Genomic DNA, 20,465 nt, shown 5'->3' on the forward strand with positions numbered 1-20,465 from the left:
TCCGGGCGGTCCGGCCGCGAAGGCCCCTGTGGGCACAGACCCGGGGCACCCTGCACAAGGGTGGCATCGCCAGTCGAATCGGTTGTCTCGCACCACCGGCCCGGACGGACGGAATCCCACGCGTGACGGAGCATCCCACCTCCCATGAAGGCCGGCAGCCCGTGGCTGCCCGGTCCCAGGAACGCACCCGGCCACGGCAGGAGGCGTCCGCCACCGCCGTACCGCAGCCGTCGGTGCCCACGCCCGCCACCGCGCAGGCTTCCGTGCCCTCGGCTTCGCCTCCGCAGGACCCGGTCGGCGCCGCGCGGCGCGAGGGCGACCGGCTGCGCTTCGTGGGGGCAGCCACCCGTCGTATCGCGCGGGGCATCGACCTGGACGAGATCGTGCTCGGGCTGTGCCGGGCGACCGTCCCGACGTTCTCCGACGCGATCCTCGTCTACCTCCGCGACCCGCTGCCGGTCGGCGACGAGCGCCCGGTCTCGCCCTTCGTACTGAGGCTGCGCCGTACGGACCGGCTGCGCCTGACCGACGACGACGGCGAGCTGGCGGGCACGGTCGGTGCCGCCGCCATCGGTATCGGCATCCAACTGCCGGAGTCCGAGTCCGGCCGGGTGCCGGTCCTGGACCCGCAGACCGACGTGATGCCCGCCGCGCAGCTCTGCGAGGTGGCGTCCGGCGGCGCGCTCTCCGAGGTCCTGCGCGGTGTCCGGCCGGTCTTCGGCGACTCCGCCGCCGCCCGCGCGGCGCTGCCGGAACTGCTCGGCGGCGACATGGCCGTGCCCGGCGGCCGGCGCGCGATCCTGGCCCCGCTGCGCGGCCGGCGGCGCGTCATCGGCGCCGCCGTCTTCCTACGGAGGCCGGACCGCCCCGCCTTCGAGCCCAACGACCTGCTGGTGGCCGCGCAGCTCGCCACGCACACCGCGCTCGGCATCGACAAGGCGGTGCTGTACGGCCGCGAGGCGTACATCGCCGACGAGCTCCAGCGCACGATGCTCCCCGAGGGGCTGCCGCAGCCCACGGGGGTCCGGCTCGCGTCGCGCTATCTGCCCGCCGCCGAGACCGCCCGTGTCGGCGGTGACTGGTACGACGCGATCCCGCTGCCCGGCAGCCGCGTCGCGCTCGTCGTCGGCGACGTGATGGGCCACTCCATGACGTCCGCGGCGATCATGGGCCAGTTGCGCACGACCGCGCAGACCCTGGCCGGTCTCGACCTGCCGCCGCAGGAGGTCCTGCACCACCTGGACGAGCAGGCGCAGCGGCTGGGCACCGACCGGATGGCCACCTGCCTGTACGCGGTGTACGACCCGGTCTCGCACCGCATCACCATCGCCAACGCCGGTCATCCGCCGCCCATACTGCTGCATCTGGGCGGGCGGGCCGAGGTGCTTCGGGTGCCGCCCGGTGCCCCGATCGGGGTCGGCGGGGTGGACTTCGAGGCGGTCGAGCTGGACGCGCCGGCCGGCGCCACGCTGCTCCTGTACACGGACGGCCTCGTGGAGTCCCGGCTGCGTGACGTGTGGACGGGGATCGAGCAGTTGCGGGAGCGGCTTGCCGCGACGGCCCAGCTCACCGGCCCGGACCACTCGCCTCCTTTGGAGGCGCTGTGCGACGACGTGCTGGACGTGCTCGGCCCCGGCGACCGCGACGACGACATCGCGCTGCTGGCCGCCCGCTTCGACGGGATCGCGCCGAGCGATGTCGCGTACTGGTTCCTGGAACCGGAGGACGCCGCGCCGGGACGGGCCAGACGGCTCGCCCGACGCGCGCTCTCGCGCTGGGGTCTGGAGGAGCTGAGCGATTCGGTCGAGCTGCTGATCAGCGAGGTGGTGACCAACGCCGTGCGGTACGCGGAGCGGCCCGTCACGCTGCGGCTGCTGCGGACGGACGTGCTGCGCTGCGAGGTCGGCGACGACTCGCCCCAGTTGCCGCGGCAGCGCCGGGCCCGTGACACGGACGAGGGCGGCCGGGGCCTGTTCCTGGTCAACCGGCTGGCGCGGCGCTGGGGCGCGACGCGGCTGTCCACCGGCAAGGTCGTCTGGTTCGAGATCTCGACGCGCCCGTAGGGACGTTGGCCGGGCCGGTTCGGGCGTCGAATTCCGGCGCCGGAACCGGCCCGTTCCCGTGCCCGCTCCGGCGCCGGAACCGGCCCGTTCCCGTGCCCGCTCGCGACCGCCGACAAATGTTGCCGACCATGTGTCGGCGGGTTTCACTGGGGCAGGCGGCCGGTCAGACCGCTGTCGTCCCGTGGCGCGGGGTTCCCGTCGCGGGAACCCCTAACGACGGGAGCACACTCGTGACCGAGTCGACCCCCAAGGCTCCGTACACGACCGACAACGCCGGCATCCCGGTGGAGAGCGACGAGAACTCGCTCACCGTGGGGCCGGACGGTCCGATCCTGCTCCAGGACCACTACCTCATCGAGAAGATGGCCCAGTTCAACCGGGAACGGGTCCCCGAGCGGGTGGTCCACGCCAAGGGCGCGGGCGCGTACGGCGTATTCGAAGTGACCAACGACGTCAGCCAGTTCACCAAGGCGGACCTCTTCCAGCCCGGCAAGCGCACCGAGATGCTGGCCCGCTTCTCGACGGTCGCCGGTGAGCTGGGCTCGCCCGACACCTGGCGCGACCCCCGTGGCTTCGCCCTGAAGTTCTATACGGAGCAGGGCAACTACGACCTGGTGGGCAACAACACGCCGGTCTTCTTCGTACGCGACACGATCAAGTTCCAGGACTTCATCCACTCGCAGAAGCGCCACCCGGCCACCGGGCTGCGCAGCAACGACATGCAGTGGGACTTCTGGACGCTGTCACCCGAGTCCGCGCACATGGTGACCTGGCTGATGGGCGACCGGGGCATCCCGAAGTCCTTCCGCCATATGAACGGCTACGGCTCGCACACCTATATGTGGGTGAACGGCGCCGGTGAGCGCTTCTGGGTCAAGTACCACTTCAAGACCGACCAGGGGATCGACTATCTCAGCCAGGCGGACGCCGACGAGATGGCGGGCACGGACGGGGACCACCACCGCCGGGATCTGTACGAGTCGATCGAGTCGGGGAACGCGCCGACCTGGAGCCTGAAGGTCCAGATCATGCCGTTCGAGGAGGCGGTCGACTACCGCTTCAACCCGTTCGACCTGACGAAGGTGTGGCCGCACGGCGACTACCCGCTGATCGACGTCGGCCGGATGACGCTCAACAGGAACCCGGAGAATTTCTTCATCCATATCGAGCAGGCCGCCTTCGAGCCGTCGAACATGGTTCCGGGCATCGGCCCCTCGCCGGACAAGATGCTGCTCGGCCGGCTGTTCTCGTACCCGGACACGCACCGGTACCGGATCGGCCCGAACTACGCGCAACTGCCGCCCAACCGGCCGCACTCGCCGGTGAACTCGTACGCCAAGGACGGCCCGATGCGCTACGTCGCGTCGAACGCGGCGATGCCGTACGCCCCGAACTCCTACGGCGGCCCGGCCGCCGAGACGCAGAGCTACGGCGACCCGGCGGGCTGGGCGGCGGCGGGCGACATGGTCCGTGAGGCGTACACGAAGCGGCGCGAGGACGACGACTGGGGCCAGGCGGGCACGCAGGTCCGCAACGTCCTGGACGACGCGCAGCGCGACCGGCTGGTGTCGAACGTCTCCGGCCATCTGCTCCAGGGCGTGAGCCGCCCGGTCCTCGACCGGGCGTTCCAGTACTGGCGCAACGTCGACAAGAACATCGGCGACCGGATCGCCGCGAAGGTCAACGGCGGCTGAACGGCACTGCGGACGGCCTGCGGATACGGCCTACGGCGCGGGCGGTGGATCGCCGCCGCCCGCCGAGCCCGTACCGCCCGCACCGCCCGTACTCGTGCCGCCATCCGTGCCGGTGCCGCCGGTGCTTCCACCGCCGGTGTCTCCTCCGCCGCCGGAGTCGTCGCCCGGCTCGGGCGGCGGGGCGGGGGGCTCGCTGGACGGCGGGGGCTCGGACGCCGGCGGGGTGGTGCCTGTGTCGCCCGGGTTCGGCTCGTCGGGCGGCGGCGTCGACGGGTCGTCCTTCGTCGGCTCGTCGGAGGGTGTCGGGTCCGGGAGGGGCGGCGGCGGGAAGTAGTTGTCCTCGGCGACGTCGAGGTCGAACGAGGCGTCGGAGCCACCGCCCAGCGCGCCCAGGGTGTAGTCGGCCCAGATCTTCGCGGGGAAGCCGCCACCGTTGGCGCGGCCCGAGTTGGCCGTGCCGGTCAGGGTGACCTGGCCGCCGCCCTCGGCGGTCGACTCACCGAACAGGGCGACCACCGTGGTCAGTTCGGGCGTGTAGCCGGCGAACCACGCCGATTTGTTGTTCTCCGACGTACCGGTCTTGCCCGCCGCCTCGTACGCGTCGGTGTTCGCCTCGTGCGCCGAGCCGTTCTTCACGACGCCGGTGAGAGCCGAGGTGACGGTGTCGGCGGACTCGCGGCTGATCGCCTGCTCGCCGATCCGCTCGGGCAGTTCGACCGTACGGTCCTTGTGCTCGGCGGACTTCAGGATCGACGGCGTGACCTTCTCGCCGTGGTTGTCGAGCGTCGCGTAGACGCCCGCCATGTCCCAGGTGGACGCCTGCATCGTGCCCAGCGTGATCGCGGGCCGCTCGGGGAAGTTCTTGTCGCGCATGCCCAGATCGAGCGCGGTCCTCTTCACCTTGTCCGGGCCGACGTCCACGACCATCTGCGCGAAGACCGAGTTGACGGAGTCGTTCGCCGCTTCCTGGACGGTGATGTCGCCGTAGTCGACGTCGTCCTCGTTCTGCGGGTCGAAGGGGGTGTCGCTGCCGACCACGGGCCGCTTGCTGGTGCCGTCGTAGACGGTGCCGAGCCCGATCGGGTCGCCGTCCTGCGTCTTCGACTTGTTCTCCAGCGCGGAGGCGAACACCACCGGCTTGAAGGTCGACGCCGGCTGGTAGTCGGTGCGGGTGGCGTTGTTGATCCAGTGCTCGGTGGCACCGACCCCGCCGTAGAGCGCGACCACCGCGCCCGTCTTCGGGTCCACGGACGTGGCGCCGGCCTGCACGGTCGCGTCGACCTTGTTGTCCTTCCGGTCGAGCTTGGACTCCAACTGCTTCTCGACCGCGCCGACAAGCTCCTTCTGCCGCTTCTTGTCGACGCTCAGCGTGATCGTCCAGCCGCCGGCGTCGATGTCCGCCTTGGTGATGCCCTGCCGCTCCAGCTCGCTGTTGGCGGCCTCCACGAGATAGCCCGCCTGCCCCTCCGCGCCGGGGGCGGGCTTGGGCTTCTGCGGTACGGGGAACTTCAGCCCGGCGCGCTCCGCGTCGGGCAGCCAGTTCTCCTCGACCATGTTGTCGAGGACGTAGTTCCAGCGCTCGGTGACGAGCTTCTTGCTGGTCTCGGAGGCCAGCGTCCAGTCGTACTGGTTGGGGGCCTGGAGCAGCGCCGCGAGATAGGCGCCCTGCTCGACGTTCAGCTTGGCCGCGTCGACGCCGTAGTACGCCTGCGCCGCCGCCTGGATGCCGTACGCGCCCCGCCCGTAGTAGCTGGTGTTCATATAGCCGGCGAGGATGTCGCTCTTGGTCATCCGCTGGTCCACCTTGAGCGAGATCACCAGCTCCTTGAGCTTGCGGGTGACCGTCTGGTCCTGGTCCAGGTAGTAGTTCTTCACGTACTGCTGGGTGATGGTGGAACCACCCTGTTTTCCCTTGCCCGAGAGGGTGTTGACCAGGCCGCGGGCCGTGCCCTTGATGTCGACGCCGGAGTCTTTGTAGAAGGACTTGTTCTCGGCGGCGACGAAGGCGTGCTGGACGTCCTTGGGGACCTTCTCCAGCCCGACTATCTCGCGGTTGATCTCGCCGGTCCGCGCCAGGACCGTGCCGTCGCTGTACTTGTAGACGTTGCTCTGCATCTCGGCCTGGGCGTTGGCCGTCGGCACCGGGACCAGGAAATAGATCACGACGAACGCGCCGATACCGAGCAGGCACAGCCCGAGGAACGTGCCCAGCAGCTTCTTCAACGTGAAGAAGCCGCGTATGCCACCGGACTTCTTCGCCCGGCGCGTTCCACGCTGCCGGGCCTGTCGCGCTTCCGCTCGGCCCATCCCTCAGTCGCTCCGCTCTCGGGTCTCGTCCCGCCGGGGCCTCATCCGTTTATCCGCTTGTCCCAGTTGCCGGAATCAGCTCAGAAAGCTAACACCGTCCCCTGTGACAAAGAGCCCCGATCCGGTCTTATCCGACGTGACAATCAGCACCTGTCTCAGAGGAACCGACTCACGAGAGGCGTCAAGGGTTGCGAAGCACGTTAATGTGTAATCACAATGCTAGCTGCGTCGAGCGGCGCGACAGTAGCGGAAACGGGGACCAGACATGCCTACGACCAGCACACCTGTGGTGGACGACCTGCCCGAGATGCCCACGCCACGGGTCCGGGAATTCCAGGCGAGCAGCATCGGCGGCGGCCTCGCGCTGCTGCTCGGGCTGCTCGGTGTGGCCGCCGGGATCGCCCTCATCCTGGCCGGTGCGACGCTCGCGGCGACCGGCGGGAAGGTGGCGCTGATCGTGCTCGGCGTCCTGCTCGAGATAGTCGCCTGCTTCGCGATGTCCGGGCTGAACATGGTGGCGCCGGGCGAGGCCCGTGTCGTCCAGTTGTTCGGCCGCTACCGGGGCACGATCCGTATCGACGGCCTGCGCTGGGTGAACCCGCTCACCTCGCGCGAGAAGATCTCGACGCGCGTACGGAATCACGAGACCGCCGTGCTGAAGGTCAACGACGCCTACGGCAACCCGATCGAGCTGGCGGCGGTCGTCGTGTGGCGGGTCGAGGACACCGCGCAGGCGCTGTTCGAGGTGGACGACTTCCTGGAGTTCGTCTCCACCCAGACCGAGGCCGCCGTACGGCACATCGCGATCGAGTATCCGTACGACGCCCACGAGGAGGACGGTCTCTCGCTGCGCGGCAACGCCGAGGAGATCACCGAGAAGCTGGCCGTCGAACTGCACGCCCGGGTCGAGGCGGCCGGTGTGCACATCATCGAGTCCCGCTTCACCCACCTCGCGTACGCTCCCGAGATCGCCTCGGCGATGCTCCAGCGCCAGCAGGCGGGCGCGGTCGTCGCGGCGCGCAGGCTGATCGTGGACGGCGCGGTCGGGATGGTCGAGGCGGCCCTCGCCCGGCTGACCGAGCGGGACATCGTCGAGCTGGACCCCGAGCGGAAGGCGGCGATGGTCAGCAACCTGCTGGTCGTGCTCTGCGGTGACCGGGCCGCGCAGCCGGTCGTGAACACAGGCACCCTTTACCAGTGACCGAACGCAAGCAGGTCCTCCTGCGTCTGGACCCGGCGGTGTACGACGCCCTGGCCCGGTGGGCGTCCGACGAACTGCGCAGCGCCAACGCGCAGATCGAGTTCCTGCTCCGCCGGGCCCTGGCGGAGGGGGGCCGGCTCCCGGGCAACGTACGGCCGATCCCGCGCCGGGGCAGGCCCCCGAAGGCGGCGGAGCCACCGGAGCGGCCCGGGGACACACCCGCCGCGGACCCGCGGACCCACAACACCCCCCACACCCCCCACACCCCCCACACCCCCGACGACGACGCACCGTAGTCCCTGTCCCAGGAGAGCCCGATGTCACTCGACGCGCTGAAAGCCGCCGTTCCCGACTACGCCCGGGATCTGCGGCGCAATCTCGACGCGGTGGTCGAGCACGGCGGACTCACCCAACAGCGGCTGTGGGGAACGGTGTTGGCCTGCGCCATCGCCGCGCGCTCGGCGCGGGTGCTGCGCGAGGTGGCGCCCGAGGCCGGCGCCCGGCTGTCCGCCGACGCCTTCACCGCCGCCCAGTCGGTCGCCGCGATCATGGCGGTGAACAACGTGTTCCACCGCACCCGCCATCTGCTGTCCGACCCCGCGTACGGCGACCTGCGCACCGGTCTGCGGATGACCGCGCTCGGTCATCCGGGCGCCGGGAAGGCCGATGTCGAGTTCTGGTCGTTCGCGGTCTCCGCGATCAACGCCTGTGCGCTCTGCCTCGACGCGCACGAACGGGCGCTGCGCGGGCTGGAGGTGGACCGCGAGACGATCCAGGAGGGCATCAAGATCGCTGCCGTGATCCAGGCCCTGGCGACGACGCTCGACGCCGAGGCCGTCATCGCCGGTCTCGACGACGTCTGAAGCACCCCGGTCACCTCTTCTTGAGCGCGTCCATCAGCGCCAGCATGTCCTCGACCATGGCCGGTTCCAGCCCGGCCAGATGTACGACGGGCTTCTCGTCGCTCGCCAGGTCCGGGTCCAGCGGGTCCACGTTCTCGTAGTTGGTGACCTGGCCGACCGAGAGCGAGAGCACCGCCTGTCCGTCGAGGACTTCGAGCGCCGGGCTCTCACCGCCGGGCCGGCTCACCAGATAGGCGCGCTCCCCCACGTCGGGGACGAGCTTCAGGGTCTGTTCCGCGCTCCCCCGGTCGCCCGGTTCGATCAGGGACGCGTCGAACTGCGGCCCCGGATCGGTCTTCTTGTGCAGCGTGTACCTGATCTCGGCGTACACCCAGGCCCTGCGCAGCCCCGGATAGTCCTTGAGCTTCGGCTGCCCCTTCGGTTCGAAGGTGACCATGCAGGTGGCCTGATCGAGCGCCTGGTCCTCCCGCACGTTCGCGTACGGCTCCGACTTCTCGCCCACGGAGGCGGACAGCGCCGGGAGTTCGGCGTCGAGGCACAGATTGCGGCTGACCTCGTATCCCTGGAGGTCCGGTCCGGCCCTGTCGTACGCCCACAGCCCGCCCGCCCACACCGCCGACGTCACCAGCACCCCGGCCAGCCCCCACGCCCAGGGGCGCTGTCGCAGCGGCGTACCGGATACGAAGGGCGATCCGGCGGCGGCCAGCGTCTCGGGCCCGTGCTCCGGGTCTCTCGGCGCGGGCACCGTCGCCGACGCCGGCCCTGGCCCAGGCCCCGGCGCCGGGAGCTCGCCCTCAAGCTCCGGCTCGGAGATCATTCCTGGCCGTTCCCCGGCTCGGCGGGCGGCGCGTCGGAGACCGGCGCGGCCGACGGCGTCGGTGTGGCGCCAGGAGTCGCGGGCGTAGCGCCCGGGGCGGGTGTCGGCGCGATGTCGTGCGCCGTCGCGCCGTGCGGCCCGGGACCGCCGCGTAGCGACTGCTCCTGGCTGTGCGCGCGGAGATAACCGACGACCGTATTCGTGACGGCGACCAGCGGGACGGCGACGACCGCTCCGCCGATACCGGCGACCAGCCCGCCTGTCGCGACCGCGAGGACGACGGCCAGCGGATGCACCCGCACCGCGCGGCCGAGGATGAACGGCTGGAGGATATGGCCCTCGATCTGCTGGACCGCCAGGACGACGATCAGCACCATCAGCGCCGTGAACACGTCCTGCGTGACCAGCGCGACGACGACGGCGAGCGCGCCGGAGATCACCGCGCCGACGAGCGGGATGAACGCGCCCAGGAAGATGAAGACGGCCAGCGGCACCGCCAGCGGGACATCGAGGAAGTAGAGCCCGAGGCCGATGAAGCCGGCGTCGATGAGCGCGACTATCAGGGTGCCGCGCACATACGCGGTGAGCGTGCGCCAGGCGCGCGGTCCGGCCCCGGCGAGACCCGGACGCGCCGCCGCGGGCGCCAGCTTGAGCGACCACTCCCAGATCCGCCGGCCGTCGTAGAGCAGGAACAGCGTGGAGAACACGGCGAGCAGGATGCCGGTCAGCAGCTCGACCACGACGGTCACGCCCTGGATACCGGCGGAGGTGATCTCCTCGGTGTTGGTGCCGATCGCGTCGCTCAGGCTCTTGGCGAGATCGTTGATCTGCTGTTCGGTCACATGGAACGGGCTGTTGAGCAGCCAGCGTTTGAGTTCGTCGATGCCGTCGGTGACGCGGTCGGAGAGCACGTCGATGTTGTCCACGACCTGCCACACCACGAACCAGCCGACCAGGCCGATGACGACGAAGCCCGCGAAGGCGGTGAGCGCCGTGGCCACACCGCGCGGCAGACCCCACCGCTTGAGCCTGGCGACCGTGGGCTGAAGGAGCGCGGTGACGAGCAGCGCGCCGACGAAGGCCATCACGACAAGCTGTACGGCGCTGATGATCTTCATCAACACCCAGAGCAGGATGGCCAGTACGAGCAGCCGCCAGGCGGCCTCCGCGGCGACCCGCACACCCCACGGGATGGCGGCCACCGGCTCCGGCTTGGCGGCGACGAGGGGCGCGTAGTCCGGCGGCGGCGGGACGGACTCCCGTACCGGACCGTTCTTGGCCCCGTCGCTCCCCCCGCCCCCGTTCCCCCCGCCGGCGTCCCCCGCGCCCTCGTTCCCCGCGGCCTCGGCCCGGCGCTCCCCCAACCGCTCACCCAGCTCTGTCAGTTCGGCTCCGACCCGGCCGAGCCACCCCGGCAGTTTCGACATGCTGAATCCTTCTTCCCCGGAGTCGTACCGCCTGACCGTACACGCGCAAAGCCCCTCACCGTAGGACGGCGAGGGGCTTCACAAGGTTGAGCGCCGACGGTCCGAAAACGGGCCGCCGGGGGAGGATCCGAGGGATCCGATGTACGTCTAGTACCAGTTGTTGGCCTGCCAGAACGACCAGGCACCGCACGGGCTGCCGTAGCGGTCGTTCATGTAGTTCAGGCCCCACTTGATCTGGGTGGCCGGGTTGGTCTGCCAGTCGGCGCCGGCGGATGCCATCTTCGAGCCGGGCAGCGCCTGGACGAGACCGTAGGCGCCCGAAGACGGGTTCTGCGCCTTGTAGTTCCAGGTGGACTCGTGGTCCACGATGTTGCTGAAGCACTGGTACTGGTCGCCGGGGATCATCTGGCGGGCCATCGCCTGCACTTCGGAGACCGAGTACGAGCTCTGCACCGTGAAGTCGGAGGAGTCACGCGCCTCGTCGCGGCTGGCGCGCTCCTCGTCCAGCTTCGCCTGGCGCTCCTTCTCGGCCGCCTTCTCCTCGGCGGCCTCCTTCTTCGCCTTGGCGTCCTTGGCGGCCTGGACACGAGCCGATTCTTCGGCGGACTTCTTCGCTGCCACGTCGGCGGCATTGGCCTGCGCGTCGGCCTGCTGCGTCAACGACGCGGTCTGGACCTGGGCGTGCTGGCCCGCGGGGATGTCTGCGAGGAGCGTCGTGTCGGCTGCGGTCGCCTCAAAATTGTCGTCCGAGGCCTGGGGAGCGCCCGAAGCGACTCCCACGACTGCGCCGACGGTGGTGACCGCTGTAGCTGATGCCACGGCGAATCCCCGGACCGAGATCCGGCTCACACGGTTTCCTTCCAGCAGCGTCCGTGTACGTGACCTCACGGATGCAATCGTGCCCCTGGCACTGGTCTCCGTACCGCACGTCACGGGAGACACGGGCCCGTCGGCAACTTCCATGGCGGAAGCACCGGATGAAGCGCGGGCGGCATACGACGTCAAGTGTTGAGTTGTGGTGGTTCCGTATCCCTGAGGATGCGTGGGTGCCGTATGCGGGGCCTGACGGAAGCAAGACTCTGCCCGACGCCGACGCGGCAAGGCAATTCTTCGTTGCGTGGGATAGCTCACACCCCGTTTGCCTCACAAGTTTCACGGAAATGGCGGCGCGACACAGCGCCGCCCGGCTAAGGTCTTTCGGCCTTGCCGGGCGGCGCCAACTACCGCATTCAGGCGGAGAACTAACCTTCCTCCAGCATTTCGGTCACGAGCGCGGCGATGGGCGAGCGCTCCGAGCGGTTGAGCGTCACATGCGCGAAAAGCGGATGGCCCTTGAGCTTCTCGACCACGGCGACCACTCCGTCGTACCTGCCCACCCGCAAGTTGTCGCGCTGCGCCACGTCATGGGTCAGCACCACACGCGAGTTGGCCCCGATGCGGGAGAGAACGGTCAGCAGGACGTTCCGCTCCAGCGACTGGGCCTCGTCCACGATGACGAACGCGTCGTGCAGCGACCGGCCCCGGATGTGCGTCAGCGGCAGCACCTCGAGCATGCCGCGCCCCAGCACCTCCTCGATCACCTCACGGCCCGCGACGGCCGACAGGGTGTCGAACACCGCCTGCGCCCAGGGGCTCATCTTCTCGGCCTCGGTGCCCGGCAGATAGCCCAGCTCCTGCCCGCCCACCGCGTACAGCGGCCGGAAGACCATCACCTTCTTGTGCTGACGGCGCTCCAGGACCGCCTCCAGGCCCGCGCAGAGGGCCAGGGCCGACTTGCCGGTGCCCGCCCGGCCGCCCATCGAGATGATGCCGATGTCCGGGTCGAGAAGCAGGTCCAGCGCGATGCGCTGCTCGGCGCTGCGGCCGTGGATCCCGAATGCCTCCCGGTCGCCCCGCACGAGCTTCACATTGCCCTCGGGGGTGACGCGGCCGAGCGCCTTGCCGCGGTCGGACTGGAGGACCAGTCCGGTGTGCACGGGCAGCTCGGTCAGCTCGGGCACGTACAGCGTCTCCTCGGAGAAGAGGAGATCCACCTGCTCGGCCGAGAGCGCCATCTCGCTCATACCGGTCCAGCCGGAGTCGGTGATGGCCAGCTCGGCGCGGTACTCCTCGGCGAGGAGTCCGACCGACGATGCCTTGATGCGCAGCGGCAGGTCCTTGGACACGACGGTGACGTCGTACCCCTCGGCCTGGAGGTTGCGCGCCACCGCGAGGATCCGCGAGTCGTTGTCCCCCAGTCTGAAGCCGGCGGGAAGGACGCCGGGATCGGAGTGGTTGAGCTCGACGCGCAGCGTACCGCCCAGGTCGCCCAGCGGGATGGGGGCGTCGAGGCGGCCGAAGCGGATACGGAAGTCGTCGAGCAGGCGCAGGGCCTGCCGGGCGAAGTATCCCAGCTCCGGATGGTGCCTCTTGGCCTCCAACTCCGTGATCACCACGATCGGCAGCACGACTTCGTGCTCGTCGAAGCGGGACATGGCGTGCGGATCGGCCAGCAGGACGCTGGTGTCGAGAACATAGGTGCGCCTGTCGGGCATGCGGCGCTTTGTGCTGGTCACCACGGAAGGACGTACCCCCTCGGACGAGGTCGGGATGCGACGGCGTCACGGGCTGTGGTCGCCCGCCTGGCGGCGGACGGCGGACCGGACTCGGGCCCAAGTGCGCGGGCCGAGGACCGGCCCTCCACGGCGCCCGTACGTGTCACCGTACGATCGTCCTGGTGCAAAGGGCCTCCCGGGCGGACGGCTGGGCCGACCGCTGAGATTCGACGCCCGCCGTCATCGCTGACGGTTCTGCTCGGACGTCGACCTGGGATATGTCTTCCCTCGAACGCCCGCCGCCATGCCACGGCATATGACGGACAGCGCGTGAACCTGGGATGACGGGACGGCCGGGCGGCCCGCGAACGCCGTTCGGCGTGGCGTCCGGGGGAATTCCGCGGGGTTCCGGGGAGGGGTATCGGAGGGCTTACGGGGACGGGGCTCAGGAGCCGTAGCGCCGGTGGCGCGCCGCGTAGTCACGCAGGGCGCGCAGGAAGTCGACCTTGCGGAAGGCCGGCCAGAAGACTTCGCAGAAGTAGTACTCCGAATGGGCACTCTGCCAGAGCATGAAGCCCGAGAGCCGCGTCTCCCCGCTGGTCCTGATCACCAGGTCGGGATCGGGCTGGCCACGGGTGTAGAGGTGCGAGGCGATCAGGTCGGTGTCGACTATCTCGGCCAGCTCCTCGAAGGAGGTGCCCTTGCTCGCGTGGTCCACGAGGAGGGAGCGGACGGCGTCGGCGATCTCCTGCCGGCCGCCGTAGCCGACGGCGACGTTGACCAGTATTCCGGTGTTGTCGTGCGTGGCCTGCTCCGCCTCCTTCAGGACGGTCTGCATACGGGCGGGGAGCAGGTCCATCGTGCCCACGTGGTGGACGCGCCAGCGGCCGTCCTCCGCGAGGTCGCGCACGGCGTTCTCGATGATGCCCAGGAGCGGGATCAGCTCGTCGTCGGCGCGTTCGAAGTTGTCCGTGGACAGCAGCCACAGGGTGACCACCTCGACGTCCGTCTCGTCGCACCAGCCCAGCAGCTCCTGGATCTTGCTGGCGCCGGCCTTGTGGCCCTGTTCGGTCGTGCCCCCGGAGGCTCTGGCCCAGCGGCGGTTCCCGTCGAGAACGACACCGATGTGCTTGGGCAGCACCTGGGTGTGATCGAGGCGCCTTTCCACCCGGCGTGCGTAGAGCCTGTACACCAGGTCGCGCAAGTTCACTGAGTCCACCTCTTCGATTTCTGATGGGGACCGCCCGCCAGGCGGCCCGCGGGGCCGCCCGTCCACCGCGGGGAGGGCCGTCCACGGAAAAAGGGGGACCGCCCCTGGCACCCGAAGCCGTCACATTACTGCGCGGGCGGGGTGACGGCCCAACCCGGTCTGTCACAAGTCCGTGATAGGCAAGGACTCGTGACTGACTTCCCCTCTTACCTCGCAGCCGACGACCGGTACGACTCCATGGAGTACCGGCGCAGCGGACGCAGCGGCCTGAAGCTGCCCGCCCTCTCGCTCGGCCTCTGGCACAACTTCGGTGACGACCGGACCCTCGACTCGCAGCGCGCGATCCTGCGCCGCGCTTTCGACCTCGGTGTCACGCACTTCGACTTGGCGAACAACTATGGACCGCCGCCGGGATCGGCCGAGTTGAATTTCGGCAAAATCTTCGCCCAGGATTTCTCGGCCTACCGCGACGAGTTGGTCATTTCGACCAAGGCCGGATATCTGATGCATCCGGGCCCTTACGGGGAATGGGGTTCCCGTAAGTATCTGACGTCGTCCCTGGACGCCTCTCTCAAGCGGATGGGCCTCGATTACGTCGACATCTTCTACTCGCACCGCTTCGACCCGCACACGCCTCTTGAGGAGACGATGGGCGCGCTGGCGTCCGCGGTGCGGCAGGGCAAGGCGCTGTACGTGGGTGTGTCGTCGTACACGGCGGAGCAGACCGCCGAGGCGGCCGGGCTGTTGAAGGAGATGGGTGTCCCGGCGCTCATCCACCAGCCCTCGTACTCGATGATCAACCGCTGGATCGAGGACGACGGTCTGCTCGACACGCTGGAGGCGGCCGGTATGGGCTGTATCTCCTTCGTGCCGCTGGCGCAGGGCCTGTTGACCAACAAGTACCTGAAGGGGATTCCGGAGGGCTCGCGGGCCACCCAGGGCAAGTCCCTGAATCCCGACCTGCTTTCGGACGAGGTCGTGCGCAGGCTGAACGGGCTCGACGAGATCGCGCGGCGGCGGGGTCAGTCGCTGGCGCAACTGGCCATCAACTGGGTGCTGCGCGACGAGCGGATGACGTCGGCGCTGATCGGCGCGTCCAGCGTGAAGCAATTGGAGGAGAACGTGGCGGCGCTGTCCGGGGCCGCGCTGTCGGCCGAGGAGCTGAAGGAGATCGACACCTTCGCCGTGGACACCGAGGGCACCAACATCTGGGCCGGGCGGGGCTGACACGGCCGGCTGACGGTGGGTCGGACAGAAAAACGGGCCGGTCCGTGGGGGGGATACGGACCGGCCCGAGGGGGGGTTTCCACCATAACCCTTCGTAAGTGGTGCTGCGTGCCACGCACGGCCGTCGTTACGCTCCGGAGTTGCCGGATTGGTGCGGCTGACACGTAAAAGGCCCAGGACAGCGGGGTTGAGCGCGCTGTTCGGGTCCGGGGAATGGCGAGAAGTCGCCACCCGATAGGAGTAGTCGGGACGGGGCGTCGGGGGTTCAGACGGTGGTGCGCTTCCCGGCGACCGGCGCCGCGGCGGACTCCGCGGCCTTTTCCTTCTTCTCCTTGTTCGCGACGATGACGTCCATATGGTCGTGTCCCCACCGGCCGAGCGGGACGAGTGCCGCGTTCAGCTTCTGGCCCAACTCGGTCAGGGAGTACTCGACTCGCGGCGGTACCTCCCGGTAGACCTCGCGCCGCACGATCCCGTCGGACTCCAGCTCGCGCAGTTGCTGGATGAGGACCTTCTCGCTGACGCCGTCGATATGCCGGCGCAGTTCGCCGAAGCGCAGTACGCCCTCGGCGTCCAGCGCCCACAGGATCATCGGCTTCCACTTGCCGCCGACGACATCGACCGCCGCGTCGAGACCGCAGACGAAAAAGGATCCGGGCCGTCGTACCACTGTCAACTCCTCGCCAGATGCCAATACTTACCGATGCGGTGGTACTTCCCCGCAGGGCAGTGTACGAGGGGGCCGGGCGTGACCGCCGTAATGCGGACGGAAACTGTCCTCAATGACTCCTAGGGTCGGCCGCATGACGACGAAGAACACCGAGAGTCCGCGCGTGAGCTGGGCCGCGGCCAACGCCCGGCGGCTGGCCCGGCAGGGGCTGACCGTGCCGATCGGCGGCGGCCCCGCCGCCGTCACCCGCGCCATGGCCGGCGCCCACGCGCAGGTCCTGTCGGCCGCCGAGCTGTCGGTGGCGCTACGGCTGGACGGCGGCGCGACGCGCGAGGCGGTACGGGCCGCGCTGTGGACGGACGGCACCCTGGTGAAGACCTTCGGGCCGCGCGGCACCGTCCATCTGCTGCCGTCCGCCGACCTGCCGCTGTGGACCGGCGCGCTCTCCGCGCTGCCCGCCGGGCGCAACGCCATGCCCGGGGGCGTGCGGATGAGCGAGGAGCAGACCGATCAGGTCGTCGCCGCGATCGCCGACGCGCTGGCGGACGACGACCTCACCGTCGACGAGCTGACCGAGGCGATCGTGGCGCGTACCGGGTCGTGGGCCGGTGACCTGGTCATGGAGGCGTTCCAGACGAAGTGGCCGCGCTGGCGGCAGATGACGCACACGGCGGCGCACCGCGGCGCGCTGTGCTTCGGCCCCAACCGGGGGCGGAAGGTCACGTACACCAACCCGCACCGGCTGCTGCCCGGGTTCACCCCGCTGGCGGGGCGGGCGGCGCTCGCCGGGCTCGTGGAGCGTTATCTGTACGCGTACGGCCCGGCCACCCCGCAGCACTTCGCCAAGTGGCTCGCCATGCCGGTGAGTTGGGCCAAGGAGCTGTTCGGCTCACTCGAAGGGGCGGGCCGGACCGAGCAGGTCGGCTTCGAGGGCGGTCCGGCGTGGGTGGTGGCCGGTGACACAGACTTTGCGGCGGAGCACCCGGTGCCCGGCGTACGGCTGCTCCCCTACTTCGACGCGTTCACCATCGCCTCGCAGCCCCGGACACACCTGTTCGCGGGCGCGGCGTACGAGCGGGCGCTGGGCGGCGGGCAGGCCGGGAACTTCCCGGTGCTGCTGATCGACGGGGTGGTCGCCGGGGTGTGGCACCAGCGCCGCGGCGGCAAGTGGCTCGATGTGACGGTGGAGCCGCTGGGCACGCTGACCGCCGCGCGGCACAAGGAACTCGCGGAGGAGGTGGAGCGCACCGGCGAGATCCTTCAGGGCACACCGCGGCTGACGGTCGGGCCGGTGTCGGTCGGGGCGCACGCGTAGACGTCCGCGGGGCCCGGCTCAGCCGGGCTTGACCGCCTCGATCAGGAAGCGTGTCGTGGTGGCCACGAAGGGGCCCTCGGTCTCGATACGGCGGTGCAGGGCGGCGAGTCGGTCCCGGTACCGCTCCACGGTGAAGCCGGGCACCATCCAGATGACCTTCCGCAGGAAGTAGACGACGGCGCCGATGTCGTGGAACTCGGTGCGCAGCGCGGCCGTTCGCAGATCCACCACGTCGAGCCCCACCGCCTCGGCCGCCACCCTGGCCAGTTCGGGGTCGCGAGCGGTGTAGCTGTCGGACGGCAGGGGTCCCAGGAAGTACTCGACCAGTTCGAAGACGCTGGCCGGGCCGACCTCCTGGGAGAAGTAGGTGCCGCCGGGCCGCAGGACGCGGGCGATCTCCGTCCACCACGCCCGCACCGGGTGGCGGCTGACGACCAGGTCGAACGCCGCGTCCGCGAAGGGCAGTGGCGGCTCGTCGTGGTCGCCGACGACGGCGACACCGAGCGGGTGCAGGAGCGCGGTGGCGCGGGCGACGTTGGGCGGCCATGACTCGGTGGCCACGGTCAGCGGCGGCAACTTCGGTACGGAGGCGAGCACTTCACCGCCGCCGGTCTGGATGTCGAGGGCGGCGGTGGCCCGGCCCAGCCGCTCGCCCATGGCGCGGGCGTAGCCCCACGGGGGCCGCTCCTCGGTCGCCCGCCCGTCGAGCCACGAGAAGTCCCAGCCGTCGACGGAGACGGTGTCGGCCTCGGCGATCAAGTCCTCGAAGGTACGCATGAGGGGATGGTGGCAGGAGCCCCGTACGGGCCGCGAACGCATTTCGCGCGTGCGCTGCGGGAGAGGGCTGGTCAGGCCGCGAGGGCGCCGAGCAGTACGCCGAGCAGCGCCCCGGCGATCATGAAGGGACCGAAGGGGATCGCGGACTTACGGTTCGCGCGGCGCAGGATCATCAGCCCCAGCCCGTACAGCGATCCGAGCAGGAACCCGGCGAACGCGCCGACGAACAGCACCAGCCAGCCGTACCAGCCGAGTACGACACCGAGCGAGAGCGCGAGCTTGACGTCGCCGAAGCCCATGCCGTTCGGGTTGATCAGGAAGAGGACGAAGTAGCAGGCGCCGAGCACGAGTCCGCCGAGCAGCGCGGTCGACCAGGAGCCGCCGTCGTCCGGGAACAGCGCGGCGATCCCCAGCAGGGCGGCGGAGGCCGCCGCGAGCGGCAGCGTCAACTGGTCGGGGAGACGGTGCACATTGCGGTCGATGAGTGCGAGCAGTACGGCGAAGGGTGCGAGCAGCAGCCATACGGCGAGTTCGGGTCGGGCGCCGGTGGCGGCGGCGAGCACGCCGCAGACAAGGACGGTGATGACGGTGACGGGGACGGAGGGAACGTAGCGCGCGCCGCGCAGAACGGGCCGGGGGGCGGCGGGAGTGCCGGCGGTGCCGGTGTCAGGGGTGCCGGTGTCAGGGGTGCCGCTGACAGGGGTGCCGGTGGCAGGGGGGTCGCTGTCAGGGGTGTCGGTGGCAGGGGTGTCCCCTTCCCGTACCGTCGCGGCCTCGCCGGTCTCCGTGCGCCGCCCGGCGGACGCGGTGGCCACGGAGTCCGTACGCCCGGCTCCGCCCGCCGCCGCCCCGCAGGACGCGCAGCCCGCCGTGCCGAGCCAGCCGCGCGCGGGCCCGATGATCGGGTGCCCGGCCTCGCAACTGTCGCGGTACGGCTCCTCCGGCTCGACGGAGAGCCGGTACGCGGCGCGTGGCAGGAGAAGCCCGGTGGCTGAGCCCCAGAGGACGGCGACAACGATCAGCGTGGCGTACACAGGTCGACCTTAGGGCGGCCGACGGCGCGGGTCATAGGTCCTGGGGCCCAGATCGGACCGCTCCAGGGCCCAGATCCGGCCGCCGGGGCCGGACGGGGTGCGGCGCGGTCGTAGGGTCTTGCGCCATGGGGAAATGGCAGAACGGCAAGGGCACGCTGACGGTCGAGGGCCGGGACGAGCCGGTGGAGTTGGAGATCGCGGCCTCGTACAACACCCGGCGGCGCGGTCTGCTCGGGCGGACCGGGCTCGACGGGGCGCTGCTGATCACACCGTGCAGCAGCGTTCATACGTTCCGGATGGGCTTCACGATCGATGTGGCTTATCTGGACAAGGAGTTGAAGGTCGTCCACGTCCATACGCTCAAGCCCGGCCGGATGCCGCTGCCCCGGCTGCGGGCCCGGCATGTGCTGGAGGCGGAGGCGGGCGCGATGGAGGGGTGGGGGGTGCGTCCGGGCGTACGGCTGAGCGTGGACACGTAACGTCCTGTGCCGCGCCGCTACTTGAGCTTGGCCGCCTGGGTCGCGAGCAGGATGGACGGTATCTCGGGCGTCTTGGCGCCCTCGAAGTTCGCGGTGTAGAAGGTCGCGACGGTGCCTCCCACGCGTACGACATGGAACACCAGCGGCACCGGATCGCCCTCGAAGTCGCCCGTCACCTGGTACGCGAGGGTGTCGTCGCCCGCCTTGGGGGTGTCGAGCCGCCGCACGGCCGAGTACGTCGACGGGCTGCCCGCGCCGCTTCCCTTGAAGCCGTCCTCACAGGTCTTGACGGCGTCGCTCAGCCGGCTGAGGAGGGTGGTGGCGCCCTGCGTCCCGTGGGTGGTGAGGAATTCGGAGATGGCGGGGCGGCCGGTCTTCGCGCCGACGAGCTGACGGTAGACGGCCGCCGACGCCTCGGGCTCGGGCCTGCCGTTGATCATCGCGGTGAGGGGCGCGCAAGCGGGGTTGTCGGCGGTCTCGCCCTGCGCGGGGGGCGCGTCCATCGGGCCGACCGTGAACGTGGACACGTCGCCGGTGGCGAGCACCGCCGTGTCCAGCTCGGCCTTGGTCAGCTCCTTGCCGCCACCGGCTCCGACGCCCTTCACCTTCGGGTCGACCGTCTTCGGCTGCTCCTCCAGGGCCGGCGGGTCCGAGACCTGGCCGGGGTCCTTGGGATCCTTCGACTCCGAGGTGGCGTTGGCGGTGGCGTCCGGCTTCTTCGGCTTGTCGGCGTCGCCGCCGCCGCTGTCCCCGCCACCGCAGGCGGTGGTGAGCCCCAGCACGAGCGCGGCCAGTGCGGCGACCGTGCCGGTCCGCCGTGACGTACCTGCGGTGCGCGTCCTCATCG

Annotated in this window: 18 protein-coding genes; 8 read left to right on the forward strand and 10 right to left on the reverse strand. The window is 70.2% G+C overall.

Features of this window, described 5'->3' with window-relative positions:
- Positions 1-122 precede the first annotated feature (122 nt).
- Positions 123-2,063 (forward strand): SpoIIE family protein phosphatase, encoded by a 1,941-nt coding sequence (locus OG329_RS13325; RefSeq protein ID WP_405795152.1) that lies wholly within the window; start codon positions 123-125, stop codon positions 2,061-2,063.
- A 230-nt stretch (positions 2,064-2,293) separates the two neighbouring features.
- A complete protein-coding gene (locus tag OG329_RS13330; protein ID WP_405795154.1) occupies positions 2,294-3,757 on the forward strand; it encodes a catalase in 1,464 nt (487 codons plus the stop codon).
- Between the two features lie 30 nt (positions 3,758-3,787).
- Here the strand turns inward: OG329_RS13330 and OG329_RS13335 are convergent, their stop codons facing one another.
- On the reverse strand, positions 3,788-6,064 hold the full coding sequence (locus OG329_RS13335) for a transglycosylase domain-containing protein (protein WP_405795156.1): 2,277 nt from the start codon (positions 6,062-6,064) through the stop codon (positions 3,788-3,790).
- Positions 6,065-6,329: 265 nt separating this feature from the next.
- Here OG329_RS13335 and OG329_RS13340 point away from each other — a divergent pair, with 265 nt between their 5' ends.
- From OG329_RS13340 to OG329_RS13350, 3 genes are read left to right on the forward strand one after another with little or no spacing between them, the layout of a single operon-like run.
- Positions 6,330-7,265 carry an SPFH domain-containing protein gene (locus tag OG329_RS13340; RefSeq protein ID WP_405795158.1) on the forward strand — a complete coding sequence of 312 codons (936 nt, stop codon included), beginning with the start codon at positions 6,330-6,332 and terminating at the stop codon, positions 7,263-7,265.
- Positions 7,262-7,561: a hypothetical protein gene (locus tag OG329_RS13345; protein ID WP_405795160.1), complete on the forward strand. Its 300-nt coding sequence runs from the start codon at positions 7,262-7,264 to the stop codon at positions 7,559-7,561. The genes OG329_RS13340 and OG329_RS13345 overlap by 4 nt, the downstream gene beginning before the upstream one ends.
- A 21-nt stretch (positions 7,562-7,582) precedes the next feature.
- Complete coding sequence (locus OG329_RS13350; protein WP_405795162.1) at positions 7,583-8,128, forward strand: carboxymuconolactone decarboxylase family protein; 546 nt, start codon at positions 7,583-7,585, stop codon at positions 8,126-8,128.
- A gap of 10 nt (positions 8,129-8,138) precedes the next feature.
- Here OG329_RS13350 and OG329_RS13355 read toward each other — a convergent pair whose 3' ends face one another.
- From OG329_RS13355 to OG329_RS13375, 5 genes are all read right to left on the reverse strand, one after another.
- The gene (locus OG329_RS13355) at positions 8,139-8,873 is read right to left on the reverse strand and encodes a hypothetical protein (protein WP_405795164.1); all 735 of its coding nucleotides are present in this window, start codon (positions 8,871-8,873) and stop codon (positions 8,139-8,141) included.
- A gap of 68 nt (positions 8,874-8,941) precedes the next feature.
- Positions 8,942-10,372: an AI-2E family transporter gene (locus OG329_RS13360; RefSeq protein ID WP_405795166.1), complete on the reverse strand. Its 1,431-nt coding sequence runs from the start codon at positions 10,370-10,372 to the stop codon at positions 8,942-8,944.
- Between the two features lie 147 nt (positions 10,373-10,519).
- Positions 10,520-11,221: a transglycosylase SLT domain-containing protein gene (locus tag OG329_RS13365; RefSeq protein WP_405795168.1), complete on the reverse strand. Its 702-nt coding sequence runs from the start codon at positions 11,219-11,221 to the stop codon at positions 10,520-10,522.
- A 392-nt stretch (positions 11,222-11,613) separates the two neighbouring features.
- Positions 11,614-12,930: a PhoH family protein gene (locus OG329_RS13370; RefSeq protein WP_405795170.1), complete on the reverse strand. Its 1,317-nt coding sequence runs from the start codon at positions 12,928-12,930 to the stop codon at positions 11,614-11,616.
- Positions 12,931-13,351: 421 nt separating this feature from the next.
- Positions 13,352-14,116, reverse strand: coding sequence for an isoprenyl transferase (locus OG329_RS13375; protein WP_405795172.1), 765 nt, complete (start codon positions 14,114-14,116; stop codon positions 13,352-13,354).
- A 189-nt stretch (positions 14,117-14,305) separates the two neighbouring features.
- Between OG329_RS13375 and mgrA the strand changes: the two genes are divergently transcribed.
- Complete coding sequence (gene mgrA / locus OG329_RS13380; protein WP_405795174.1) at positions 14,306-15,343, forward strand: L-glyceraldehyde 3-phosphate reductase; 1,038 nt, start codon at positions 14,306-14,308, stop codon at positions 15,341-15,343.
- 265 nt (positions 15,344-15,608) lie between these two features.
- On the opposite strand, the gene OG329_RS13385 is transcribed toward mgrA, so the two are convergent.
- The gene (locus OG329_RS13385; RefSeq protein ID WP_405795176.1) at positions 15,609-16,019 is read right to left on the reverse strand and encodes a winged helix-turn-helix transcriptional regulator; all 411 of its coding nucleotides are present in this window, start codon (positions 16,017-16,019) and stop codon (positions 15,609-15,611) included.
- Between the two features lie 127 nt (positions 16,020-16,146).
- Between OG329_RS13385 and OG329_RS13390 the strand changes: the two genes are divergently transcribed.
- Positions 16,147-17,328, forward strand: a complete 1,182-nt coding sequence (locus tag OG329_RS13390; protein WP_405795178.1) for a winged helix DNA-binding domain-containing protein — start codon at positions 16,147-16,149, stop codon at positions 17,326-17,328.
- An 18-nt stretch (positions 17,329-17,346) separates the two neighbouring features.
- Here OG329_RS13390 and OG329_RS13395 read toward each other — a convergent pair whose 3' ends face one another.
- Entirely contained in the window at positions 17,347-18,105 is a 759-nt protein-coding gene (locus OG329_RS13395) for a class I SAM-dependent methyltransferase (protein WP_405795180.1), read from the reverse strand.
- 71 nt (positions 18,106-18,176) lie between these two features.
- Positions 18,177-19,139 carry a prepilin peptidase gene (locus tag OG329_RS13400; RefSeq protein WP_405795182.1) on the reverse strand — a complete coding sequence of 321 codons (963 nt, stop codon included), beginning with the start codon at positions 19,137-19,139 and terminating at the stop codon, positions 18,177-18,179.
- Between the two features lie 125 nt (positions 19,140-19,264).
- Between OG329_RS13400 and OG329_RS13405 the strand changes: the two genes are divergently transcribed.
- Complete coding sequence (locus OG329_RS13405) at positions 19,265-19,618, forward strand: DUF192 domain-containing protein (protein WP_405795184.1); 354 nt, start codon at positions 19,265-19,267, stop codon at positions 19,616-19,618.
- Positions 19,619-19,635: 17 nt separating this feature from the next.
- Here the strand turns inward: OG329_RS13405 and OG329_RS13410 are convergent, their stop codons facing one another.
- On the reverse strand, positions 19,636-20,463 hold the full coding sequence (locus tag OG329_RS13410) for a hypothetical protein (RefSeq protein ID WP_405795186.1): 828 nt from the start codon (positions 20,461-20,463) through the stop codon (positions 19,636-19,638).
- Between the last annotated feature and the right edge of the window lie 2 nt (positions 20,464-20,465).

Origin of the sequence: Streptomyces sp. NBC_01506, assembly GCF_045040295.1 — a bacterium.
In the GTDB taxonomy this organism is placed as follows: domain Bacteria; phylum Actinomycetota; class Actinomycetes; order Streptomycetales; family Streptomycetaceae; genus Streptomyces.